The sequence below is a fragment of the Lamprobacter sp. genome, from assembly GCF_034860625.1.
Classification (GTDB): Bacteria; Pseudomonadota; Gammaproteobacteria; order Chromatiales; family Chromatiaceae; genus Lamprobacter.
On record NZ_JAYESN010000353.1, the window covers coordinates 1 to 2,451 of the forward strand.

Sequence of the window (2,451 nt, forward strand, 5' to 3'; positions counted from 1 at the left end):
TCGAGAGTAGATACAATGGGTTGCCTGATTGTTGTTTGGGTTCATGCTGCCAATATTTTCGATGGAAAAGCAGCTTATGAAGTGATTACAAGATTATTTGAATTACTCCAATCTGTGAAAATCATTTGGGCTGATGGTGCTTACAATGGGCATGAGCTTTATGCATGGGTTTTAGCTCAATTTGAATGTGTTCTACAAGTTGTTAGAAAACAAGAAGGAGTCAAAGGATTTCACATCTTACCGCGACGATGGGTTGTTGAAAGAACGTTTGCTTGGCTTGGGCGGTCACGCCGATTGAGTAAAGATTACGAACGAAAACCAACGTCGAGCGAAGCGCAGGTTTATCTCGCCTCAGGAAGATTGCTATTACGTCAGATTACCAATAATCAAATACCATATAAAATAGAAGCTCATTAATTAAAGCTGGCTGTAAGAGTTTTTATACAGCCTCTAAGTAAAATGTGACTTTTTTAGTAAAATGCATCGCGGTACCTCATTCATCGCAATAAATCGAAAAACTGCATTTCCGGAGGGATTAATGGGGGGCAGGGTTGAATTAAATTCCTAACGACCAAGCTAAGGCGCGCCAAACCGCGCCACCACTGAACTAGAACTTTTAACCCAAAGCTCAACGCGCGGTTTGGCGTCGGCTTGAGCAACTTGTTAGGCGGTGATTTATGGATTGGAAACCGATTGAAACGGTGCCGAAAGAGCATCGTTTCAGTGCCCTAGTTTGGGATGGCACTTACATGCACCTAGCGACGTTTTACAAAAAGCACCACATCACTGGCGACTGTGACGGCTATTGGGAAACCCCGGGACACTGCCCGGTCATGGTATTTCCGACTCATTGGCTACCACTACCTGAGCCTCCAGTTTCCGCCTAACGCCCAAGCTCAGCCGCCGACCGCTGAGCGAGAGCGAAGCGGGCGGTCGGGCTGAAGCGGCTTGTTAGGCGGTTATTTATTTGGTGAATTGAATGAAAAGACAACAAGAACGAATTAGGATCGCAAAAAAACAAGGCTGGTACCGAGGGTATAGCAAACAAGACCCGCTGGTTTTGTATGACCCTGAAACTGAGCTTGGTCTTTGTGTTGCCTATGATGAAGGTTGGAGCGAAGGAATCAACGCGCCAGATAACGCAACAAACCCTTATGGCATTTATGAAAATAACCGCGCACCTAAAACCGGGTGGTACAAATATGAAAGCATGGAGAAAGCACATTTTTTTCGCAAAGGATGCACGTCTTCATTTTGCGGAATGGTGTTCTTTCTCGCTGAAAAAATCGAGCCAATATCCCACCCTGACGTTAGCATTCAATGCAAAAGCTGCCGAAAGTGATTTATCCGCCTAACGACAAGCTCAGCCGACGCCCGCTGAGCGAGAGCGAAGCGGGCGGTCGGCTGCAGCGACTTGTTAGCTCAGCATTTGGTGTTCTTTAGCATAGGAGCGCAATGCTTGATTTACTGCATCAACGCTTGGAAATATTGCGCTCAAATCAGGATCAATAGGCACAACATTAGTGCTTTCACTGCGATAACGTGCGGCATATTTTCCACGGATGCCAGACTTGATCAGCTCAGCAGGATATTCTGGCCTTAAATCTCTTTCATTGTTCATAAGCTTTACGTTCAAATGCTGTCATTCGGCGAGCAGAAATAATACGGATAATATCTTGTTTTTCGGTAAACGAGACAGCTAACCCTTTTCCTGATTTTGTTTTTCCGAACAAGAGAAAACGTTCTTCGCCATATGAGTTATCGGGATCGGGAACGCATGAGGAAAAATTGTCACCAAAAACTTCAGTGGCTTCGGGAAATGATATTCCGTGTTTTCTAGCGTTTTCCGTGGCTTTCCGCCAGTCCCATTCAAAATACATCGATAATTCTGAGTATGATGAGCTAACGCCAGCCTCAGCCGCCGCGAGCGTAGCGAGCGGTCGGACTGGAGGCCATCGTTAGGCGATTGATTCAGTGTTAATTCCCTGTCTGGGAAAAAATTCCACCCTGGCCCCTTTGATTCCTTTGATTCCAAAGTTGACGCCCTGTACCGCCAAGTCACGAATGTCGCCGATCACAAAAATATCACTTACGAAACTGGCAGTTTGACCAATTGTTTCATCACTAGTGCCAGATAGCAGTCCTTCCCCGAGCTTATTGAGTTGATATTGCCAACTGCCGCGTTTACTAGAAATTTCTTGATGCAACGATCGGGCTTCTGGATTTTGATTGACATAATCGTAATCCATGAAAAAGTTCAAATAATCCCAAGCTTCCGCATAATGCTCTTCCGCTAGCATGGCTCGAGTTTCAGGCAAAGGGTCGATACGCGTCAGTGCTAGTGCCGCAAGCTGCGTTTGTTGCCAAAGCACGCCAGCAGAAACAGCAGCTACGACTAACAAGGCAAGTTTGAAAGAAAGCTTCACCATTTTAAGTTACTCAATGTAGTTA

At 45.7% G+C, this 2,451-nt stretch carries 5 protein-coding genes; 2 read left to right on the forward strand and 3 right to left on the reverse strand.

The genetic code is table 11. From position 1 onward, the window contains the following. Positions 1–417 (forward strand): transposase (locus tag VBE63_RS27390; RefSeq protein WP_323686157.1); only part of this gene is annotated, 417 nt, incomplete at its 5' end. A gap of 562 nt (positions 418–979) precedes the next feature. Beyond that, the gene (locus tag VBE63_RS27395; protein ID WP_323686158.1) at positions 980–1,342 is read left to right on the forward strand and encodes a hypothetical protein; all 363 of its coding nucleotides are present in this window, start codon (positions 980–982) and stop codon (positions 1,340–1,342) included. 75 nt (positions 1,343–1,417) lie between these two features. Here VBE63_RS27395 and VBE63_RS27400 read toward each other — a convergent pair whose 3' ends face one another. The 3 genes from VBE63_RS27400 to VBE63_RS27410 form a co-directional block, all read right to left on the reverse strand. Continuing rightward, entirely contained in the window at positions 1,418–1,621 is a 204-nt protein-coding gene (locus VBE63_RS27400) for a hypothetical protein (protein WP_323686159.1), read from the reverse strand. Further along, positions 1,611–1,880, reverse strand: coding sequence for a BrnT family toxin (locus VBE63_RS27405; protein ID WP_323686160.1), 270 nt, complete (start codon positions 1,878–1,880; stop codon positions 1,611–1,613). Before VBE63_RS27405 ends, VBE63_RS27400 begins: the two co-directional genes overlap by 11 nt. 78 nt (positions 1,881–1,958) lie before the next feature. Next, positions 1,959–2,429 carry a hypothetical protein gene (locus VBE63_RS27410; RefSeq protein ID WP_323686161.1) on the reverse strand — a complete coding sequence of 157 codons (471 nt, stop codon included), beginning with the start codon at positions 2,427–2,429 and terminating at the stop codon, positions 1,959–1,961. Between the last annotated feature and the right edge of the window lie 22 nt (positions 2,430–2,451).